This window comes from Chthonobacter albigriseus (genome assembly GCF_013839445.1).
Lineage (GTDB): Bacteria > Pseudomonadota > Alphaproteobacteria > Rhizobiales > Pleomorphomonadaceae > Chthonobacter > Chthonobacter albigriseus.
Genome location: NZ_JACDIT010000005.1, coordinates 14,080 through 34,695 on the forward strand (window position 1 = coordinate 14,080; position 20,616 = coordinate 34,695).

The following is a 20,616-nucleotide window of genomic DNA, read 5'->3' on the forward strand; positions in this document are numbered from 1 at the left end:
GACCGCACGCCGTGGCGATCGGCTGTGCGCCGTGCTAAACGGACGCGACTTTTCCGATCGCCGCTCGACCCACCTGAGGTGATGACATGACCGCACAGTCCGGCGGGGCCGTCCCCGTCACCGTCCTCACCGGCTATCTCGGCGCCGGCAAGACGACCCTTCTCAATCGCATTCTCACCGAAGACCACGGCAAGCGGTACGCTGTGATCGTGAACGAGTTCGGGGAGATCGGCATCGACAACGACCTGATCGTCGACACCGACGAAGAGGTCTACGAGATGAACAACGGGTGCATCTGCTGCACCGTGCGCGGAGACCTGATCCGGGTCGTGGAGAACTTGGCCAAACGCAAAGGCTCGTTCGACGCGATCATCGTGGAGACCACCGGCCTGGCCGATCCGGCGCCGGTGGCCCAGACCTTCTTCATGGATGAGGAAGTGCGGAAGATGTCGCGGCTCGACGCCGTGGTGACTGTGGTCGATGCCAAGCACCTGATGGCCCGGCTGGCGGACACGCCGGAGGCGGAGGACCAGGTGGCCTTCGCGGATGTGATCGTCCTGAACAAGACCGATCTGGTGACCGCTGACGAACTGGCCGAGGTGGAGGCGACGATCCGGCAGCTCAACCCGTATGCGCGGATCCACAAGACCCAGCGCTCGGCGGTGCCGCTGGACGCGATCCTGGACAAGGGCGCCTTCGACCTGGACCGGATCCTGTCGCTGGATCCCCGTTTCCTGGACGCGGACGACGATCATGTCTGCGGGCCGGACTGCGACCACGATCATCACCACCACGGTCACGATCACCATCATCACCACGACCACCACCACGGTCGACACGATACGGAGGTGACCTCCATCTCGCTGCGGGGCGGCGACCTCGATCCCGCCAAGATCCTGCAATGGATCGGCGAGGTGACGCAGGTGGAAGGGCCGAACATTCTTCGCCTGAAGGGGATCCTGGCGTTCAAGGACGAGCCCAAGCGCTACGTGGTGCAGGGTGTCCACATGATCGTGGAGGGCGACCTGCAGCGCGATTGGCGACCGGACGAGGCTCGCGAGAGCCGTCTGGTGTTTATCGGCCGGCACCTGAACCGGAGCGCGCTGGAGAAGAGCTTCCGGGATTGCCTGGCTTGAACGGGGCTCCCTCGGGCTCGATTCCCCGGCCGCGGGCGTGTAGACAGGCCCGATAATCATGCAGCACGGAGCCCGGGTTTGCCCGCCATCGAACCGATCGCACTGAGTGGCTACATCGTCTGGGCCGGGTTTGTCGGCGCAACGCCGGTGTTCGCCTCCGGAACCGGCGCTGTGACGTTCGGAACCGAGCCAAGGGTCGTTACGCCATCGGGCGCGATCCTGGCTGCGGTGCGCGACCCGGATGGGCGGAGCCTTGTCATCGGAACAGATGATGGGAAGGTGTTCCGCCTGAACGATGCCGGCGAGAGCACTGCGCTTGCCGACAAGGGGCGGAAGTGGATCGACCAGGTCGCGGTAGGCAACGGCGGGCTGGTCGCCTTCGCGTCGGGTCGGACCGCATGGGTCCGAGAAGCCTCCGGCAAGGAGCACGAACTGACGCGCCCTCGCGCTGTGGGTGGACTCGCCTTCTTCCCGAAAGGACTGCGACTGGCCGTCGCCGGCTATGGCGGCGTTGGGCTCTGGTATCCCGGAACCGCGGCGGCCCCCCAGGAGCTGGAGTGGAAGGGCAGTCACATCGCCGTCACCGTCTCGCCGGATGGCGCGAATGTCGTGACGTCGATGCAGGAGAATGCCCTGCACGGCTGGCGGCTGCGGGACGGGCAGCACATGCGGATGTCGGGCTATCCGGCCAAGCCCAAGGTGATGTCCTGGTCCGCCAAGGGCCGCTTCCTGGCAACCTCCGGAGCGCAGGCCTCGATCGCGTGGCCTTTCCATTTCAAGGACGGCCCGATGGGCAAGCGGCCGCTGGAACTGGGCGCGCGCAAGGAGATGGTCACCTCGGTCGCCTGTCATCCGGTGGAGGAGATTGCCGCGATCGGGTATGACGACGGCATGATCCTGCTCGTCCGGTTCTCCGACGGTGAAGAGATCCTCCTGCGCCCCCCGGGCAACGGTGCCATCTCGGCTCTCGGCTGGGACAAGTCCGGCCTGGAACTCGCGTTCGGAACCGAGGAAGGCGCCGGCGGCGTCGTCAACCTCGCCGCCTGAGGGGTTGCTTGCCCCGCTCCCCCGGAACAGTGGTTCTCTCATGTCGGCGCCGTTTCCCCGCCCCACACGGATCTCGCTCGCCGAACAGGCGGCGCTCAATAGCCGGTACGAATCCTTCGCACGAGACGGGCGGCTGCTGCCGATCAAGGTGACGGCCTTCTACCGCGCCAAGATCGACGCGGAGGTGGCCGCGCTCGGGCATACGGAAGGCCCGCTCCATCGCGGGGTTTATCCCTCCCGCGAACGCTTCAGCGTGGCCGCCGGCCACGAAGTGGCCGATTGGGTGGACGACCGGGCGAACATGCCGGTCACCGGATCGCAGACGATCATCCACAAGTACCCGGACCGGGTGCTCTTCATGCCGACGTCGGTCTGCGCGGCCCACTGCCAGTATTGCTTCCGCCAGGACGTGTTGACGGACCAGCACGGGGAGGGGCGGACCGACGTTCAACGCGAGTTGGCGGCGCTGACGCGATATCTGGACGGCAAACGCGGCGTTTCCGAGGTCATCCTGTCCGGTGGGGATCCGATGACCCTGCCGCTGCGCGATCTCTCGCTGATCCTCAGGACCTTGCGTGAGATCCCCCAGATCCGATCGCTTCGCATCCATTCAAGGACTCTCGCTTTCGCACCGAAGGTGTTCGCCGATCCCGCGAAAGTGGCGCTGCTGGCGGAGACCGGCGTCCGGCTGGTTCTCCACTTCATCCATCCCTACGAGATTTGCGGCGAGGTGGAGGCCGTGCTGCGGCTTCTCAGACGGAGCGGTATCCGGCTCTACAATCATTTCCCGCTGCTGCGCGGAATCAACGACCACGTCTCGGTGATCGCCGCGCTGATCGAGAAGCTCGACGAACTCTCGGTGCGCACACTCTCCATCTACGTGCCCGAACCGATCCGCCATTCGGCGCCCTACCGGGTGCCGCTGAAGCGGATCTTTGCGATCCAGGACAGCCTTACCCAATCGACGCCCAGCTGGGTGAACGCGATCCGCTTCACCCTCGACAGTCCGCTCGGCAAGGTCCGGCGTGAGCAGATCAGCAAATGGGACGAGGCACGTGGCCTCGTCACCTTCCGACGCGAGGGCCGCGAGATCGTCTATCCGGACTTTCCCGCAGCCCTCGATGTGCCGGGAGATCCCTCCATCATGCTGTGGAAAGAGGCGACGCCAGCGGCGCCCTGACCCCGGCGGGCCTCCATACGACATAGCCGAACATCAGCGCGGCGATGAAGACGACGATGGAGGAGAGGGCGACGATCGGCTCCAGGGCGGGATTGCCGAGCAGCATGTAGGCGAGAGCCGGGAACATGACGACTACACCCACGGTGTGCAGCGCCCAGATGATCCGCGGCAGCCTGCCCTCGGCCTTGGCAGGGTAGAGGGCGAAATAGGCCCCGTAGATCGACATCACCACGAAGCCGAGCAGGTTCAGGTGAGCATGGGCGGAGTAGATGGTGTGGACCCCCGAGGCGGCCATCCCGATTCCGGCACCCATGCCGATCAGCAGCAAACAGATCGCGGTCTTGAAGTAGAGTTGAGCAGTCGTGTTCATTTTTTCCCCCGTTGCTTCGACAAAGAAGCACCCCCGGGCGCGACCATACGCCCGAGGATGGGGAATTCCAATATTGACCGCGGGTGCGATCCGATCGGTACTTGTTACAGCGGCGCCGTCGAGGACATCCCACGAAGCGGTCGTTATTTCTTCTGGTCAGTGAACCAGGATGTTGCGGAAACTCCAGGGCTCCAGCGTATCGATATCTTCCGGGAAGAAGCCTGGGCGCCCGTGCAGCGGCGTCCAGTCCGTGTAGGCGCCGGACAACTTGCCAAGATAGGGCGTCTGGACCTCCAGGCAGCGGCGGAAGTCCATCTCGTCCGCTTCCACGATGCCCTCGGCAGGGTTCTCCAACGCCCAGACCATCCCGGCCAGGACGGCGGAACTGACCTGGAGCCCGGTGGCGTTCTGGTAGGGGGCGAGGGTTCGCGCTTCCTCGACCGTCAGTTTGGAGCCGTACCAGTAGCCGTTCCGGCCATGTCCATAAAGCAGGACGCCGAGCTCGTCGTAGCCGTCGACAAGTTCCTCCTCGCCAAGAACGTGCCTCACCGGCTGAGCCTCGCCGGCTCGCCCAAACATCTCGTGCAGCGAGAGAACCGCGTCGTTGCAGGGGTGGTAGGCATAGTGGCAGGTGGGCCGGAACTCGGGAGCCGCGGGGTCGCCGACCGTGTAGTAGTCGGCAATCGATATGGCTTCGTTGTGCGTAACCAGGAAGCCGAACTGAGCGCCGAGCGTCGGGCACCAGGTCCGCACGCGGGTGTCGGCCCCCGGCTGAAGAAGGTAGATCGCGGCTTTGCAGCCGGTCTCATGCTCTCGCGCGGTTTCCGGCTTCCAGGTTTCGTGGGTGCCCCAGCCGAGTTCGGCGGGCTGCAGGCCTTCCGAGATGAAGCCCTCCACCGACCAGGTGTTCCAGAACGTGTTCATCGGCTTTGGAAGACGCGCGCGCTGGGTATCGCGCTCGGCGACGTGAATGCCCTTGACGCCCGTCGCCTGCATCAGCGCGGCCCAACCGGCGCGATCGGTCGGTTCAACGGCATCGATCCCGAGGTCGCGTGCGAGGTCGACAAGGGCAGCCTTGACGAACCAGGAGACCATGCCTGGATTGGCGCCGCAGCAGGAGACGGCCGTCGTGCCGCCGGGGTTTTCACGGCGCTCAGCGAGGACGCTTTCGCGCAGACGGTAGTTCGACCGCGTCGCGGGATCAGCGCTTTGGTCGAAATAGAACCCGAGCCACGGCTCCACGACCGTGTCGATGTAGAGAGCGCCGAGTTCGCGGCACAGCTTCATCATGTCCAGGGAGGAGGTGTCGACCGAGAGGTTGACGCAGAAGCCCTGGCCCTCGCCTGCGGTGAGAAGAGGGGTCAGGAGCTCGCGATAATTTTCGCGGGTGACGGCGGCCTGGATGTAACGGATGCCGCGCTCGTCCAGAAGAACTCTGTCGGTATCGACCGGGTCGATGACCACGAAGCGAGATTTGTCGAATTCAAGGTGCCGCTCCAAGAGCGGAAGAGTGCCTCGGCCGATGGATCCGAAACCGACCATGACGATCGGACCTGTAACCGTGCCGTGCACGCGCGATGAATTCATTCAAACCTCTCCTTTCGTTCGGGACTTCTCCGAATTTATACGGGGATCACTCGGGACGTCATCGTCTCTACCGAGCGCCTCGTGATTCACCAGATGCGGGTTTGCGAGTCAAGAGTTGACGCGCCGCGGAATTCCGCAGCGCGTTAGATGTGGAACGTGCGAAGTGGGCAATCAGATCCAGCCGCCGAGTTCACGTCTGACGACGGCCTCGATGACGTCCATCCCCGGTTCGCTGTCGTTCATGCAGGGAATGAAGCTGAACTTCTCGCCGCCGTTGTGGAGGAAGATCTCGCCATTCTCGACGGCCAGTTCCTCGAGGGTTTCCAGGCAGTCCGAGACGAAGCCGGGTGCGACGATCGCCAAGCGCTTGACGCCGGACTTGGCGAGAGCCTCCACCGTCTTGTCGGTGTAGGGCTGCAGCCATTCCTCCGGTCCGAATCGAGACTGGAAGGTGACGCGCAGACGGTCCTTGCTCCAGCCGAGTCGCTCCCTCAGCAGCCGCGCCGTCTTCATGCAATGGCAGTGGTAGGGATCGCCCTTTTCGAAGTAGCTCTTCGGGATGCCATGGAACGAGGTCAGGACGACCTCGGGCTCGAAATCGAGGGTTGCAAGATGCCCCTCGATCGAGCGCGCGAGGGCATCGATGTAGACGGGATCATCATGGTAGGGCGGAACCGTGCGGACCGCGGTCTGCCAGCGCTCCTTCAGAAGGAGCTCGAAGACCTTGTCGTTCACGGTCGCGGTGGTGGACGCGGCGTACTGCGGGTAAAGCGGGAAGACCAGGATCCGGTCGCAGCCCTCGGCCTTCAAAGCCTTCAAGCGTTCAGCGATCGACGGCGTTCCGTAGCGCATCGCCCAATCGACCGTGACATTGGAATGGCCCGAGATCCGGGCAGCCAGCTTCTCGGACTGGCTGCGGGTGAAGGTGCGAAGCGGGCTCTCGTCGCGCTCGGTGTTCCAGATCGTCTCGTAATCCTTGCCCTTCTTCTGGGGACGGGTGTTGAGAACGATGCCGTAGAGGATCGGGTACCACACCGCACGCGGCCACTCGATGACGCGTCGGTCGGTCAGGAACTCCTCAAGATAACGGCGCATGGACTTGCGATCGGTCCCGTCCGGGGTGCCGAGGTTGACCAGCAGGATCCCGACGCGACCGGTTGCGACGGCGGGATGCCCGTCAGGCAACTGCATCGGGGTCGGCACCGGCGGCTTGCCGACGTTGATCATGTCCATAACCACACTCCAGAAAAGAACAGTCGCGCAGCCTCGGCGCGCTCCCCTGGTCTCGCATACGAAGCGAGCCCCTACCAGGATCACCCATCCGGACCCTCCCTTTTGTGGGTGGATCCAGCGGATTCTGCCATAGGCATCATACAAACTTGGGCCATAATAGCCCTAGTTCAACCGGAGGCACACGACATGGTCGCCAATGCCAGGACATGCTCTGCCGTCGCATCGATTCTGCTCGGCGGCGTGCTGTCGATCGCCACCGCCACGGTGGCACTCGCCGATACCGTGAATATCACGCTGCTCCTCGTCAACGACATCTACAAGCTGTCCGGCGACAAGGAACGGGGCGGTTTCGCGCGGCTGGCCAGCGTTGCGCGTGCCGAGCGGGAGAAGGGCGGAAACCTGCTCTATGTTCACGCCGGCGATACGATATCTCCGTCGCTGATGTCCGGCTTCGACCAAGGCGCGCACGTGATCGAGCTTCTCAACGTCGTGCCGCCCGACGTGTTCGTACCCGGCAACCACGAGTACGACTTCGGAGCGGAGGTCTTCAAGAAGCGGTTGTCGGAGTCCAAGTTCGGCTGGTTCGCGGACAACCTCACGCAGGCCGACGGCTCGCCCGTGCCGGGTGTCAAAGGGCATGAGATCCGCGACATCGGCGGGGTCAAGGTCGGGCTCGTTCCTCTGACGGCGGACGACAGTCCGGTAAAATCGACCCCCGGCGACCTGAAGTTCCTGCCGACCGTGGAAACTGCGATCAGCAACGCGAAGGCGTTGAAGGGGGAAGGTGCGGACATCCTGGTGGCAGTTGTCCATGCCAACCGCGCGCAGGACCGGGAGCTCTACGACAGCGGTGCCTTCGACGTGGTGCTCACCGGTGATGACCACGACCTCGCCCTCTTCTACGACGGCAAGAAGCTGATGGTGGAGAGCGCCGAGGAGGCCAACTACGTGACCGCAATCGATCTGGCGGTGGACGTGGAGGAGAAGGACGGCAAGCGCAGCGTCAGCTGGCATCCGACTTTCCGGATCATCGACACGGCAACCGTGAAGCCGGATCCCGCCACGCAGGCCGTCGTCGAGAAATACGAAGCCGAACTGTCCAAGGAACTCGACGTAGCGCTGGGCAAGACCTCCGGCGATCTCGACAGCCGGAAGGCTACCGTCAGGACGGGCGAGGCTGCGATCGGCAACCTGATCGCCGACGCCATGAAGGTGGCTGTCGGAGCCGATCTGGCGATCACGAACGGCGGCGGCATCCGCGGCAACAAGACCTACGCGGCGGGAAGCGAGATCACGCGGCGGGACGTGCTCACCGAACTGCCGTTCGGGAATCGCACGGTGCTCCTGGAACTGACGGGCAGCGATGTCATCGCCGCCCTGGAGAACGGCGTTTCCGACGTGGAGAACTCGGCCGGTCGCTTCCCCCAGGTCTCGGGCATCACGGTGGTCTACGATCCGAAGAAGAAGCCGGGCGAACGGATCGTCTCCGTGACGGCAGGCGGGCAACCGATCGATCCGGCGAAGACGTACAAGGTGGCCACCAACGACTACGTGGCCAAGGGCGGCGACGGCTACACCGCGTTCCGCGCGGGCAAGGTGATCTATGGCGAGCGGGACGCCAAGCTGATGGCCAACGACGTCATGGCCTACCTGCGGTCGGCCGGCCAGGTCGACTCCAAGGTGGAAGGGCGTGTGACGACGCAGTGAAGCCTCAGCTTGCGGGACGTGTCGTACTTCAGCGGCTCGTCCCGCTTCGGCTGCGGTGCCGCTACGGAGTCCGGCTGCTTTGCGCGACGGCGGGAAAGCAGCGGCCAATCCCGTACCGGCTCGCTTGGCCGACGGCCGAAAACCTGTTATCCGGCGAATGTCGCGGTGCCCATCTGTCAGCGCCGACACTCAACCAACAAGAATCCGATCCGATCATCCGGCAGGGGGAACGCAAGACATGGCAGGCTTGTTGGCGCTGAGCCGCGCGATCGATCGGCTCAACATGATCGTGCACAAGTCAGTCATGTGGCTGGTGCTGGTTGCGATTCTCGTCAGCGCTGGCAATGCGGTGATGCGCAAGCTCTTCTCGATGAGCTCCAACGCTTTCCTTGAAGCGCAGTGGTACCTGTTTTCGGCGGTCTTCCTGCTGGCCGCCGCTTATGCGCTGCAGAAAGGAGAGCACGTGAAGATCGATCTGGTCTACGGCAGGCTCAGCCGGCGGACGCAGATCTGGATCGAGATCCTCGGCACGTTGTTCTTCCTGTTTCCGTTCTGCTTCATCACCGTCGTCCTGGTCTGGCCTGTGGTCGCCGACAAGCTTGCGACCGGCGAAACGTCGGCCAACGCCGGCGGGCTGGCGATGTGGCCGGTGTGGATGATGATTCCCGCTGGCTTCATCCTGCTTGCACTACAAGGGCTATCGGAGCTCATCAAACGGTTCGCGTTTCTCGCTGGTGCGGCGCCGGATCCGGCCTCCCATCACGAGAAGCCCGCCCACTGATCCGCCAAGGAGACGATCCGCATGACCGCCTTCTTCGTGGAAAATCTTGCCCCGATCATGTTCCTGTCGCTGGTGGTCGTGCTGCTGCTCGGCTATCCCGTGGCCTTCGCGCTCGCCGCAAACGGCTTCATCTTCGGGCTGATCGGCATCGAACTCGGCCTTCTTTCGCCCAATCTGTTCGGCGCCATTCCGGACCGCATCTTCGGCGTGATGTCGAACGAGACGTTGCTGGCGATCCCGTTCTTCACCTTCATGGGGCTGATCCTGGAGCGTTCCGGGATGGCGGAGGAACTGCTGGATACGATCGGCCAGCTGTTCGGGCCGATCCGCGGCGGCCTCGCCTACGCGGTGATCTTCGTCGGCGCGCTTCTCGCCGCCACGACCGGCGTGGTCGCGGCGTCCGTCATCTCGATGGGCCTGATCTCGCTGCCGATCATGCTGCGCTACGGTTACGACCGGCGTGTCGCTGCCGGGACAATCGCGGCTTCCGGCACGCTGGCGCAGATCATCCCGCCTAGCCTGGTCCTCATCGTCCTTGCAGACCAGCTCGGCCGGTCGGTGGGCGACATGTACGAGGGCGCCCTTTATCCGGGTCTGCTGCTCACCGCCCTCTACGCCGGTTTCATTCTGCTGGTGTCGATCTTCAAGCCGGAGTTCGTGCCGGCCCTGCCTCCGGAAGCCCGCACGCTGCGCGGCGCCAAGCTCCTGATGCGCGTTGTCACGACACTGATCCCGCCCCTGGTCCTGATCTTCCTCGTGCTCGGCACCATCTTCATCGGCCTCGCGACGCCCACCGAAGGCGGTGCGATGGGAGCGGTGGGGGCCCTGATCCTGGCGTTCATCAATCGCCGCCTGACGGGCAAGATGATCCTGCAGGCCCTGGATGCGACGACGAGGCTGTCGGCCTTCGTGGTGTTCATCCTGCTCGGCGCCCGCGTGTTCTCGCTGACTTTCTACGGCGTCGACGGGCATCTCTGGGTGGAGCACCTGCTGGCTGCGATCCCTGGTGGTGAACTCGGCTTCCTGATCGTCGTCAACATCCTGGTGTTTCTGCTCGCCTTCTTCCTGGACTTCTTCGAGCTGGCGTTCATCATCGTGCCGCTGCTGGCCCCGGTGGCCGACAAGCTCGGTATCGACCTGATCTGGTTCGGCGTGCTCCTCGGCGTCAACATGCAGACGAGCTTCATGCACCCGCCGTTCGGGTTCGCGCTGTTCTACCTGCGCTCGGTCGCGCCGGAGAAGCCCTATGTGGACAAGGTGACGGGAAAGCTCACGCCGCCGGTGACTTCGGGGCAGATCTACATGGGCTCGATCCCCTATGTGATCATCCAGATCATCATGGTGGCGATCGTCATCGCCTTCCCGCGGCTCGTGACGCATTACAAGGACGATCAGATCGTCGTCGATCCGTCGAAGGTGCAGATCAACGTGCCGATGCCCGGCGGAGAGGGCGGCAACCCGTTCGGCGATGCCGGCAACCCCTTCGGCGCCCCCGCTGGCGGCGATCCGGGCGCGGTGCCCGGCGCCCTTCCGGCTCCGTCCTTCGGGGCGCCGGCGCCGGCTCCGGATCCCACGGCGCCCGGCGGGCTTCCTGCGCCCACATTCGGCGCTCCCGCTCCGCAGCCCTGACGGAAAGGCCGGCGCCTTGCAGCGCCGCCCTTTCGATTCTGACGGGTTTGCAGATCGGACTTACTTGCCGGCGGCCTGCATCGCGTAGACGTAGGAATCGAAGGTGTATTCCGCGACGCGGAACCACTCGTAGCTTTCCTTGCGGAAGACCTTCCACGGCTCGTAGATCTTCTTCCATGCCGGGTTGGTGGCGGCCGTCTCGTCGTAGAACTTGAAAGCCGCGTCGTAGGCGGCGTCCAGCACGTCGCGCGGGAAGGCATGAAGCTGGACACCCTTACCGACGAGCGAGCGGATCGCAGCGACGTTCTTCACGTCGTAGCGGGCCATCATGACGGTGTTGGCAAGCGCGCAAGCCGTCTCGAGCGCGGCCTTGTAGCTTGCGGGAAGGCTTTCGTACTTGGCCTTGTTGAACATGAAGTGGAGCGTGGGGCCACCTTCCCAGAAGCCGGGGTAATAGTAGTGCTTGGCGACCTGGAAGAAGCCGAGCTTCTCGTCGTCGTAGGGGCCTACCCATTCGGTTGCGTCAATCGTACCCTTCTCCAGGGCGGGGTAGATGTCGCCACCGGGAATCTGCTGCGGTACCACGCCGAGCGACGCCATCACCTTGCCGCCGAGACCGCCGATCCGCATCTTCAGGCCGTTGAGGTCGGCGACGGACTTGATCTCGTTCCGGAACCATCCGCCCATCTGGACGCCGGTATTGCCGCCCGGGAACGCATGGACGTTGTAGCCGGCGTAAAACTCGTTGAGCAGTTCGTTGCCGCCACCCTCGTACAGCCAGGCGTTCTGCTGTCGGGCGTTGAGGCCGAAGGGAACGGCCGTGGCAAAGGCGAAGGTCGGGTCCTTGCCGATGAAGTAGTAGGAAGCAGTGTGTGCGGCTTCAACGGTGTCGCTCTGCACGGCGTCCAGCGCTTGCGGGCCGGGCACGATCTCGCCGGCCGGGAAGACCTGCACCTGGAACTTGCCGTCGGTGGCTTCGGCCAGTTTCTTGGACATGACGTCTGCGGCGCCGAAGATCGTGTCGAGCGATTTCGGGAAGCTGGAGGTGAGCCGCCACTTGATTTCGGGGGCAGACTGGGCAATCGCGGGGGTCGCGAGCGGCGTGGCCGCTGCGACGGCGCCGGTCCCGACGATGCCGGCTTTGGTGATGAACGTACGACGATCCATGAACTTCCTCCCAGTTCGTTGCGAGCGGGTCACCCCTCCCAAGCTGACCGCGCTTCAAGTCGCCGGGCGTGACACTGGACCGAGGGCCACCACGTGCGGCCGTCTACAGGTTCAGCTTCATGATTTCGCCCCGCGCCCGCATAAAATCCCAGTCACCCGCTCCGTGCAACACATAGCTGCCCAAGAGCGTCACTGAATATGCGGAACCATGATGGGATTGGTCTGCCGGTGGGCTTGGCCGGTCGCTTCCAAACGCAAATGGCCGGCGCGAGGTGTTCGCGCCGGCCATTCTATGGGCATCACCGTTGGTGCTATTTCGCGGCTGCTTGCATGGCGTAGACGTAGCTGTCGTTGGTGTACTCGGCGACCCGGAACCACTGGAAACTCTCCTCGCGGAACTGCTTCCACGGGGTATAGATCTTCTTCCACGCTTCATTCGAAGCCGACAGTTCGTCGTAGATCTGGAAGGACGCCGAGTAGGCCGCATCGAGGATCTCGCGCGGGTAGGGACGCAACTGGACTCCCTTGCCCACCAGCGAGCGAATCGCGGCGGTGTTCTTCACGTCGTACTTGGCCATGGTGATCTGGTTGGCGTGCGCGCAGGCCGCCTGCAAGGCCATCTTGTAGGAGTCCGGCAAGGCGTCGTGCTTGGCCTTGTTGAACATGAAGTGCAGCGTCGGGCCTGCTTCCCAGAAGCCGGGGTAGTAGTAGAACTTGGCCACCTGGTAGAAGCCGAGCTTCTCGTCGTCGTAGGGGCCGACCCATTCGGAGGCATCGATCGTGCCCTTCTCCAGGGCCGGATAGATGTCACCGCCGGGGATCTGCTGCGGGACGACGCCGAGCTTGGCCATCACCTGGCCCGCGAGACCGGCGATCCGCATCTTGACGCCCTGAAGATCCGCCAGCGACGTGATCTCGGTGCGGAACCAACCGCCCATCTGGACGCCGGTGTTGCCGCCGGGGTGGGAGGTGACGCCGTAGCCGGCGTAGAACTCGTTGAGCAGGTCCTGCCCGCCGCCTTCCAGAAGCCAGGCGTTCTGCTGGCGCGCGTTAAGGCCGAACGGGATCGCGGTGCCGATAGCGAAGGTGGGGTCCTTGCCGACGAAGTAGTAGGAGCAGGTGTGGCAAGCCTCGACGGTGTCGCTGGACACCGCGTCCAGGGCCTGCGGACCCGGCACGATCTCGCCAGCCGGGAAGGACTGGATCTGGAATTTGCCGTCTGTCATCACCTTCAGCGCGTTGGCCATCTCCTCCGCGGCGCCGAAGATGGTGTCCAGCGACTTGGGAAAGCTCGAGGTCAGGCGCCACTTCACTTCCGGCGCGGATTGCGCGATGGCGGGCGCGGCGAGCGGTACCGCGGCGACGGCCGCGCCGCCGGTGACCAGGCCGGCCTTCTTCAGGAAGTCTCTACGTTCCATCAATTCCTCCCGGGGGATAGGGTACTGGATCGGCTCGCCCCGCTATTGCCGTCGCTCTGCGTTCCGTCGGCAGCAAGGTTGCGCCGACCCCTCCGGTCGACGCGTGGCCGATGGCGGGCACCTTATCGAGTCCGATGTATTCATTCGACACATTATGTGTGACCGGGCCTGCTTCTACGACGAATGACTAATCATCCTCGCGGCGGTCGGCGCGCAGCGCTTGACGGAACAGCGGCCAGTTCCGTATCTCGTGGGAGAAATCGCCACGGGAAGCGCCATGGTCACGCCGGTTGTCCTCGTTTCACCCGATGTCCGCCAATTCCAGGGCTACGACTGGCATGCGGCGCCTCAGTCCTACCTGGACGCCACGCTGACGCGGGCCGGGGCCATTCCAGTCATCCTGCCGGCCTTTGGGGACCGCCTGGACCTCGATGCCGTGCTCGACCGGGTGGACGGCGTCGTGATGACCGGTTCGCGGTCCAATGTGCATCCGGCTCTTTATGGCCGCGTTGCCAGCGAACGCGACGAACCGTTCGATCCCGCGCGGGATGCGACGACCTTGCCGTTGATCCGGCGGGCGATCGAGCGGGGTATCCCGATCCTGTGCATCTGCCGCGGCCTGCAGGAACTCAACGTCGCGTTGGGCGGCACCCTGGTCGGCGAGATCCAGGAAGAAGATGGCCGCATGGATCACCGCGCGCCCGAATCAGAGATCCAGGAGATCCGCTTCGCCATCCGTCATCCGGTTTCCCTGACGCCGGGCGGGTGCCTCGGACGGATCCTCCAGAGCGACAGTGTCGACGTCAACTCGCTCCACCGACAGGCTATCGGCGCTCTCTCGCACAGGCTCCAGGTGGAGGCCGTCGCGGACGACGGGACAATCGAGGCCGTATCGGTGCGGGATGCACCCGGTTTCACACTCGGTGTGCAGTGGCACCCGGAGTACTGGGCGAAATCAGACCTGGCTTCGGGCCGGATCTTCGAGGCGTTCGGTGATGCCGCCCGGGCCTTTGCCGCGCGGCGGATCCTGCCCTCCGCGGCCGAGTGAACCTCAGCCGGTCAGACTGGCGCCCAGCATCAGCAGACCGAAGCCGAGCACGACGACCGCCCCGAGTGCTTCGAAGCCGACGTGGACCCGGCGCGCCATGGTGCTGTTCGCACCGGACAGGCGCTCCGCGACGCCGCGCGCGGAGACGGCCAGCAGCGTGAGGGTGGCAACGGTCAGCCCGGTTCCGAGCGCCATTGCGACGGTGGCGGCCATGCCGGCCCAGTAGAGGCCCTGGCTGAGCGCGAAGACCAGTACGATCAAGGCACCGGTGCAGGGACGCAGGCCAACCGCTGCAATCGTGCTCCATGCCTTGACGAGATCGAGCCGACCGGATGCCTGCTCGAGCGTCGGCGCGTGGCCATGACCACAGCTGCAGTCGGGGCCGTGGTCGTGATGGTGGTGCGATCCGTGATGATTGTGCGATCCGTCATGATGGTGCGCATGGCCGTCGTGTCGATGGTGAGCGACCTGGACGAGCAAGCCTCCATGTCCCTCTCCCGCAGCGACAGTGACGAGAACCGGAGCATAGCGTTCGCCTGTCCAGGCGACCACCGGGACGATGATCTTGCGCCAGACGAGCCATAGACCGAGCCCGGTGATGAGCAGGAAGGACCCCAGCTCGAGCCACTCGGCCGTCCTGGTCATGGCCATCGATGTCGCGCCGAGAAGGAACGCTGCGATCGTCACGAGGACGATTGCGGTCACGGCCTGGGCCAGCGACGACAACAGCGCCAGCACGGCGCCGTTCCGGGCCGTCTCCCGGTTGGCGAGGACGTAGGCCGAGACGATCGCCTTACCATGCCCGGGGCCTGCGGCGTGGAGCACGCCATAGGCGAAGGACAGGCCCATCAGCCATACCCCGGCAGTGCCGTCAGCCTTCATGCGGCCGACCTCGCCGGTCATCGCCTTGTAGAAAGCGCGCTGCTCCACGGCGATCCAATGAAACAGGCCCGGCAGGAAGCCGCCGCCCGAAGGAGCGGGCTCGGGAAGGCCGACACCGAAGGGCGAGGCCGCATGCGCCGTCGCCGCAAGACAGGCAATCGCCAACAGTGTGGCGGCGAGGGCGGCGATGCCTTTCATGGACACCGGATCGTCGCTCCGTTGCTGAGGTCCTGGGTGAAGGCGGCCAGTTCGTCCGGGATGTCGCGCTGGTCGGCGGGGATCTCGGCGAGGGTCGCCGCGATACCCGGGTCCAGTTCCTTCGGCTTGATCACCTCGAAGCTGCAGCCTGAGGGCGGGCCATCCAGAGCGAGCGGTGCCTCCTCCACAAAGGCGAAAGCGACGTAGTAAGTGGGATCATAGACTTCCAGCTTGGCGGGTAGGCTGCGGATCTCCACGGGCTCTACGGTCGGGAGCGTGAAATAGAGCGTCAGGAGGCCGCCGTCGGACTGAAGCCAGTACTCGGTCGGCTTGCCGAAATCGATGTCTCGATCGCCAGCTGCGAGAAAGGTGAAATAGCCGAAGTCCTTGAGCGATTCGACGTTGATGTCGGCGAGGGGTTTCAGTTCCTCGACGGACAGGGATCCGTCGTTGTTGCTGTCGAGCCCCTGCGTGGCGAAGGCGGAATAGGCGTCGTCGAAGCGCCAGACGTTGCGGATCGCTACGACGCGCCCCTCGGGGTCGAAGACGACATCCGCCTTGGCGTCGACGAAGACGTGGGGGTGGGCCTGCGCATCGGACATGGCGGCCAACGCGGCAACCACCGCGGCGACGGCGCTGGCGATGGGCTTGCGAAAGGTCATGACGATCCTGACACGAGTACGAGGCATGAGAGCACCATGCATCGTGTCGAAATCCGGCGCAACGATGACAGCTTCAGCGCCCGTCGCAGTTGTTCATGTCCGCTTTGGCGGTCCAGTCCACCATGAAGTCCACGAAGGATCGTACTTTGGCCGACAGGTGACGGCGGTGGGGGTAGACCACATAGACTCCGGCGCCGACCGACTCGAAGGGCTCCAGCACGAGGTCGACGGTGCCGGCCGCGACGTCGTCGCGCACCATCACGTAGGGCACCGAGCCGAATCCAAGGCCTGAGAGGATGGCCAGCCTGACCGCCATCGGGGAGTTCACCTCGACCCGACCACGCACTTGGACCGTGTGCTTGGCGCCATCGACGTTGAAGCGCCAGCTGAAGCGGCTGCGCAGGTTCGAATCGATGATGCAGGGCAGATCCGACAGGTCGTTCGGGTGCTCGGGGCGGCCATGTTCGGCGATGATGTCGTTTCGCGCTGCGATGACGAAGCGATAGTCGAGGAGCTTGCGGGCGATCAGGCTGGAATCCTGCATCTCCGTGATCCGGACGGCGCAGTCGAAGCCCTCGTCGACGAGGTCGACGAAGCGGTCGTCGAGGCGCAGATCGAGCTTGATCGCGGGGTGGGCCACCGCGAACTCCATCATCGCACGGCCGAGCATCCCGTCGCCGAAGGTACGCGGACAGGCGACGCGCAGAAGGCCGGTCGGCTCTCCATGACGGTCGCGCACCATGTCCTGGAGGTCGTCGACGCGCTGCAGGATCTCGCCGGCGTCGCGGTAGTAGGCCTGACCGAGTTCGGTCAGCGACAGGCGGCGCGTCGTGCGGTTCATCAGACGCGCGCCGAGTTCGTCCTCCAGTTCCTTGACGTACTTGGAAATCAAGGCCTTGGAGCGGCCCATCTTGCGGGCGGCGGCCGAGAAGCCGCCGGCGTCCACAACCTCGACGAAAGTGCGCATTCGGGTCAGCGTATCCACATCGTCCTCCGGTGCGCCGCCACTCCGAATTAGGAGGACGGATCTAGGCAAGGGCGCTGGCGTCGACAATCTCCCGCTTCTCGCACGAATTGATCAACGTTTCTTGCGCAAATCGGATCCGCCTGGCGGGGCTATGACACGGCATGGCCGTTCACGAATTTATTGACCTCGATCGACGAATGGGTCTTGCGAAGCGCGGCCCTGAAGAGTACATGCGGTCCTGCCCAATTTCGCACGTGCCTGTGGTTGCGTGCCGGCTTCGTTAGGGCCGCTGACAGCGGTATCCAACGAGGGCAAGCCGGTGACCGGAGATGAACCGGGTCTAAGCCGCTTCTCAAGCGGCGGACGCGACTTAAAGCAACGACGTAGAGGGCTTTTTTGGTCTCTTCCGGCGTTCCAACCGCCGGGGTCACTAAAGAGGCGACTACTTCCTTGCCGGACGTGCGGATGGGACCTCCCTTCCAATCAATGGCTTAGACCGGCTTGACCGCTGCGGCGACGCAACGATCGGCCGGACCGCAATCCACTCCGCCGGGTCCTCACAAGGGGTCCGGTAGGGACCGACGCACCGCTCCACGAGCCGTCTCCACATCGGCGCGCGGACTGGGACGCCGACTCCCCTGGACGCGCAACGCTACATTGATACGGGGTCCCGCCATGACCGCTCGCATCCTCGACTTTCTCGCCACCCGCCGTCCCGAGGGCCCCTGCCTCGTGGTCGATCTCGACGTCGTGCGCGAAAACTTCCTGACATTCCGCCGGGCGCTGCCGGATACGCGGGTGTTCTACGCCGTCAAGGCGAATCCCGCGCCGGAGATCCTGTGCCTTTTGGCCGAGCTCGGCTCGTCGTTCGACTGCGCCTCGATCCCCGAGATCGAGATGGCGCTGGCCGCCGGTGCGACGCCGGACCGGATCTCGTTCGGCAACACCATCAAGAAGGAGCGGGATATCGCCCGCGCCCGTATCCTCGGCGTTGATCTCTTCGCCGTCGATTGCGAGGCCGAGGTGGAGAAGATCGCCCGCCAGGCTCCCGGCGCGCGCGTGTTCTGCCGTATCCTCTGCGACGGGGCGGGTGCCGAATGGCCTCTCTCGCGCAAGTTCGGCTGCGAGCCGGAGATGGCGATCGACGTGCTGGAGCGGGCTCACCAGCTCGGGCTGGCGGCCTATGGCGTGTCGTTCCACGTCGGGTCGCAGCAGGGCAACACCGAGGCTTGGGACGGTGCGCTGGCGACGTCGGCGCAGCTGTTCCGCACCCTATCGGAGCGCGGAATCCAGCTGAAAATGGTCAACCTCGGCGGCGGTTTTCCGACGAAGTACCTGCGCGACGTTCCGACGACCGAGGCCTATGCGCGCTCGATCGAGGACGCGGTGCGTCGGCACTTCGGCAACGAGATCCCCGAGACGATCATCGAGCCGGGCCGTGGCATGGTGGGCGGCGCGGGGATCATCAAGGCCGAGGTGGTCCTGATCTCCAAGAAGCAGGCGAACGACGACGTCCGCTGGGTGTTCCTGGACATCGGCAAGTTCGGCGGCCTCGCGGAGACGATGGACGAAGCCATCCGCTATCCGATCCGCACCCAGCATGACGGCAGCGAGACCGCTCCCTGCGTGCTCGCCGGTCCGACCTGCGATTCGGCCGACGTGCTCTACGAGAAGAATGCCTATCCGCTGCCGATCTCGCTGGAAATCGGCGACGAGGTGCTGATCGAGGGGACCGGAGCCTACACGACCACCTACTCGGCGGTCGCGTTCAACGGCTTCGAGCCACTGAAGAGCTACGTCATCTGAAGGGTTCCGCCCGCTTCCCGTCATCGCTCCGGCCCTGGTAAAGGGCCGGCCGGTTCCTTCGTGTACCCGCGGCCTGCCTGGCGCGGGGAAGGGTCCTTGCCATGATCACCTATCTCGATGAAGCATCGTTCGACGTGCCGGCGCGCGAAGCGTTGTTGGACCGCGCCTTCGGTCAGTCCCGCTTTCTGAAGTCGTCGGAGAGGATCCGGTCCGGCCGGCTGCCGGCGGAAGGGCTTTCGCTCGTCGCCAAGGACGGCGATCGCCTGGTCGGGACCGTGCGGCTCTGGCACGTCGCGGCCGGCTTCGGCGGCGCTGACGCGCTTCTGCTCGGGCCGCTCGCCGTGGCCGAGGACGCTCGGGGAACTGGGGTCGGCGCCGCGTTGATGCGGATCGCCATCGGACGCGCCCAGGAAGCGGGACATCGCGCCATTCTTCTGGTGGGTGACGAACCATATTATCGCCGTTTCGGCTTCTCGGCCGCGCCTACGGCGGGCCTTGCCATGCCGGGGCCGTTCGAGCGTCATCGATTCCTGGCGCTGGAACTGGAACCCGGCGTCCTCACCGGCGCGACAGGCATCCTGCGGCCGACGGGGCAGGTCGCCGCGGTGGCCGAAGTGCTCGCCGCCTAGGGCCATTCGTGGTCTTCGGGCGCCCCGCCTCAGGGGCGTCCAACCCTTCGCGGCGCACCGCGGCCGCGGTTCACCCGATATTGCGGCTTTTCGCGGCGAGATAGTTCCACCACATTGGGGCGATCGCCCGATCGGCGTTCCGCAAGGGGGGCACTATGTTTCTATCAGGCATGGATATTGCGATCATCGTCCTGGTCGCCTTCATCATTCTGGTTGTGTTCGCCGGCATCAAGCAGGTGCCGCAGGGTTTCAACTGGACCGTGGAGCGCTTCGGCCGGTTCACCCGGACCCTGACCCCAGGCCTCAACCTGATCGTGCCCTTCGTCGATCGGGTGGGCGCGAAGCTGAACATGATGGAACAGGTGCTCGATGTTCCGTCGCAGGAGATCATCACCCGCGACAACGCCACCTGCACGGTGGACGGCGTCGCCTTCTACCAGGTGCTGGACGCCGCGCGGGCCGCCTACGAGGTGAGCGGGCTGCAGAACGCAATCCTCAACATCACCATGACCAACATCCGAACGGTCATGGGCTCGATGGATCTCGACAACCTCCTGTCCAACCGTGACGAGATCAACACCCGGCTGCTGCATGTGGTCGATGCGGCCACCGAGGCTTGGGGCGTCAAGATCACCCGTGTGGAGATCAAGGACATCAATCCTCCGGCCGATCTGGTGGAATCGATGGCGCGGCAGATGAAGGCCGAGCGCGACAAGCGCGCCTCGATCCTGGAGGCGGAGGGGCTCCGGGCGGCCCAGATCCTGAAGGCGGAGGGCGAGAAGCAGGCCCAGGTCCTGCAGGCGGAAGGTCGCCGCGAGGCCGCCTACCGCGACGCGGAAGCGCGCGAGCGTCTTGCCGAGGCCGAAGCCAAGGCGACGATGCTTGTGTCCGAATCGGTCTCGAAAGGCGACGTGCAGGCGCTCAACTACTTCATCGCGGACAAGTACACGCAGGCGCTCACGCAGTTCGCTCATTCGCCCAACCAGAAGATCCTGATGCTGCCGATGGAGGCGACGGCCCTGATCGGTTCGCTCTCCGGTATCGCGGAACTGGCGCGCGCCAGCTTCGGCGACAACGTCATTGGCGCCCCGGATACGGCGCGCCGCCGGGCTGGCGGCTCCGTGCCTGTGGCCGGCGAGCCGCCGCGGTCCACGTGAGGGGAGGGGCGC

18 protein-coding genes are annotated in these 20,616 nt (G+C 64.8%); 10 read left to right on the top strand and 8 right to left on the bottom strand.

What is annotated here, in order from left to right; translation table 11 throughout:
- Positions 1 to 86 precede the first annotated feature (86 nt).
- The 3 genes from HZ321_RS14005 to HZ321_RS14015 all read left to right on the top strand — a co-directional run bounded on the left by HZ321_RS14005 (position 87) and on the right by HZ321_RS14015 (position 3,363).
- Positions 87 to 1,136, top strand: a complete 1,050-nt coding sequence (locus HZ321_RS14005; RefSeq protein WP_181703010.1) for a CobW family GTP-binding protein — start codon at positions 87 to 89, stop codon at positions 1,134 to 1,136.
- 78 nt (positions 1,137 to 1,214) lie between these two features.
- On the top strand, positions 1,215 to 2,183 hold the full coding sequence (locus HZ321_RS14010) for a WD40 repeat domain-containing protein (protein ID WP_181703011.1): 969 nt from the start codon (positions 1,215 to 1,217) through the stop codon (positions 2,181 to 2,183).
- 40 nt (positions 2,184 to 2,223) lie between these two features.
- Positions 2,224 to 3,363, top strand: coding sequence for a radical SAM protein (locus HZ321_RS14015; RefSeq protein WP_181703012.1), 1,140 nt, complete (start codon positions 2,224 to 2,226; stop codon positions 3,361 to 3,363).
- Here HZ321_RS14015 and HZ321_RS14020 read toward each other — a convergent pair.
- The 3 genes from HZ321_RS14020 to hemH form a co-directional block, all read right to left on the bottom strand.
- A complete protein-coding gene (locus HZ321_RS14020) occupies positions 3,326 to 3,733 on the bottom strand; it encodes a hypothetical protein (protein WP_181703013.1) in 408 nt (135 codons plus the stop codon). The two genes, HZ321_RS14015 and HZ321_RS14020, sit on opposite strands and share 38 nt — an antisense overlap.
- A gap of 156 nt (positions 3,734 to 3,889) precedes the next feature.
- On the bottom strand, positions 3,890 to 5,320 hold the full coding sequence (locus HZ321_RS14025) for a homospermidine synthase (RefSeq protein ID WP_181703014.1): 1,431 nt from the start codon (positions 5,318 to 5,320) through the stop codon (positions 3,890 to 3,892).
- Positions 5,321 to 5,491: 171 nt separating this feature from the next.
- Positions 5,492 to 6,547 (bottom strand): ferrochelatase, encoded by a 1,056-nt coding sequence (gene hemH, locus HZ321_RS14030; RefSeq protein WP_244635894.1) that lies wholly within the window; start codon positions 6,545 to 6,547, stop codon positions 5,492 to 5,494.
- A 192-nt stretch (positions 6,548 to 6,739) separates the two neighbouring features.
- Here hemH and HZ321_RS14035 point away from each other — a divergent pair, with 192 nt between their 5' ends.
- The 3 genes from HZ321_RS14035 (at position 6,740) to HZ321_RS14045 (ending at position 10,670) form a co-directional block, all read left to right on the top strand.
- Positions 6,740 to 8,260, top strand: coding sequence for a bifunctional metallophosphatase/5'-nucleotidase (locus tag HZ321_RS14035; protein ID WP_181703015.1), 1,521 nt, complete (start codon positions 6,740 to 6,742; stop codon positions 8,258 to 8,260).
- 238 nt (positions 8,261 to 8,498) lie between these two features.
- A complete protein-coding gene (locus HZ321_RS14040; protein ID WP_181703274.1) occupies positions 8,499 to 9,041 on the top strand; it encodes a TRAP transporter small permease subunit in 543 nt (180 codons plus the stop codon).
- Positions 9,042 to 9,062: 21 nt separating this feature from the next.
- Positions 9,063 to 10,670: a TRAP transporter large permease gene (locus tag HZ321_RS14045; RefSeq protein ID WP_181703016.1), complete on the top strand. Its 1,608-nt coding sequence runs from the start codon at positions 9,063 to 9,065 to the stop codon at positions 10,668 to 10,670.
- 60 nt (positions 10,671 to 10,730) lie between these two features.
- On the opposite strand, the gene HZ321_RS14050 is transcribed toward HZ321_RS14045, so the two are convergent.
- On the bottom strand, positions 10,731 to 11,837 hold the full coding sequence (locus tag HZ321_RS14050; RefSeq protein ID WP_181703017.1) for a TRAP transporter substrate-binding protein: 1,107 nt from the start codon (positions 11,835 to 11,837) through the stop codon (positions 10,731 to 10,733).
- Positions 11,838 to 12,148: 311 nt separating this feature from the next.
- Entirely contained in the window at positions 12,149 to 13,255 is a 1,107-nt protein-coding gene (locus HZ321_RS14055; protein ID WP_181703018.1) for a TRAP transporter substrate-binding protein, read from the bottom strand.
- A 277-nt stretch (positions 13,256 to 13,532) separates the two neighbouring features.
- On the opposite strand from HZ321_RS14055, the gene HZ321_RS14060 reads away from it, so the two are divergent.
- The gene (locus HZ321_RS14060) at positions 13,533 to 14,303 is read left to right on the top strand and encodes a gamma-glutamyl-gamma-aminobutyrate hydrolase family protein (RefSeq protein ID WP_181703019.1); all 771 of its coding nucleotides are present in this window, start codon (positions 13,533 to 13,535) and stop codon (positions 14,301 to 14,303) included.
- 3 nt (positions 14,304 to 14,306) lie between these two features.
- Here the strand turns inward: HZ321_RS14060 and HZ321_RS14065 are convergent, their stop codons facing one another.
- From HZ321_RS14065 to HZ321_RS14075, 3 genes are all read right to left on the bottom strand, one after another.
- Complete coding sequence (locus tag HZ321_RS14065; RefSeq protein ID WP_181703020.1) at positions 14,307 to 15,383, bottom strand: nickel/cobalt transporter; 1,077 nt, start codon at positions 15,381 to 15,383, stop codon at positions 14,307 to 14,309.
- Positions 15,380 to 16,045, bottom strand: a complete 666-nt coding sequence (locus HZ321_RS14070) for a DUF1007 family protein (RefSeq protein WP_181703021.1) — start codon at positions 16,043 to 16,045, stop codon at positions 15,380 to 15,382. Before HZ321_RS14070 ends, HZ321_RS14065 begins: the two co-directional genes overlap by 4 nt.
- Positions 16,046 to 16,118: 73 nt before the next feature.
- Complete coding sequence (locus HZ321_RS14075; RefSeq protein WP_181703022.1) at positions 16,119 to 17,030, bottom strand: LysR substrate-binding domain-containing protein; 912 nt, start codon at positions 17,028 to 17,030, stop codon at positions 16,119 to 16,121.
- Positions 17,031 to 17,687: 657 nt separating this feature from the next.
- Here HZ321_RS14075 and HZ321_RS14080 point away from each other — a divergent pair.
- The 3 genes from HZ321_RS14080 (at position 17,688) to HZ321_RS14090 (ending at position 20,604) form a co-directional block, all read left to right on the top strand.
- Positions 17,688 to 18,818: a type III PLP-dependent enzyme gene (locus HZ321_RS14080; protein WP_181703023.1), complete on the top strand. Its 1,131-nt coding sequence runs from the start codon at positions 17,688 to 17,690 to the stop codon at positions 18,816 to 18,818.
- Between the two features lie 101 nt (positions 18,819 to 18,919).
- Positions 18,920 to 19,447, top strand: a complete 528-nt coding sequence (locus HZ321_RS14085) for a GNAT family N-acetyltransferase (protein ID WP_181703024.1) — start codon at positions 18,920 to 18,922, stop codon at positions 19,445 to 19,447.
- 170 nt (positions 19,448 to 19,617) lie between these two features.
- Positions 19,618 to 20,604 carry an SPFH domain-containing protein gene (locus tag HZ321_RS14090; RefSeq protein ID WP_425305404.1) on the top strand — a complete coding sequence of 329 codons (987 nt, stop codon included), beginning with the start codon at positions 19,618 to 19,620 and terminating at the stop codon, positions 20,602 to 20,604.
- Positions 20,605 to 20,616: the final 12 nt, after the last annotated feature.